General features: G+C 44.9%; 1 protein-coding gene. It reads right to left on the bottom strand.

Annotated features, from left to right (window positions below; all coding sequences use genetic code 11):
* A partial coding sequence (locus RTW80_RS27825) for a phage integrase SAM-like domain-containing protein (protein ID WP_312721347.1) occupies positions 1-361 on the bottom strand: 361 nt, incomplete at both ends.

Below are 361 nucleotides of genomic sequence, written 5' to 3'. Positions count from 1 at the left end.
CGCCAAGGGGAGAGCGCCCTTTCTGGCGCATCGTGGTAACGTGATGAAGCTAATTCCCATAGCTGGGCCATTGGGCTGATATAATTTGCAATTGATTGTTGTGAAAGAGTTTTTTGCATGTGTTCAATCCAGCCTGTAACAGTGGTGCGGCTTACATCTTGCAATGCAATATCAGGCTTTTTACGGTAGGAGAGAAACATCTCTACCGCTTTTCTTGCCTTAGCTAAAGTGGCTGGCTTCTTCTTCGTGCTGTTAATTGTCAGGTAGATTTCAAGAATTTTAAGCAATGACGGACACGAAGACGCTGTATCTTGCACTCTGGTAGCTGTTTTGGCGTATTTAGCCTTACTGCGTAACAGTT

Source organism: Escherichia sp. AM3 (genome assembly GCF_032029835.1).
GTDB lineage: Bacteria > Pseudomonadota > Gammaproteobacteria > Enterobacterales > Enterobacteriaceae > Escherichia > Escherichia coli.
This window is presented reverse-complemented; position numbering and strand designations above follow the sequence as displayed.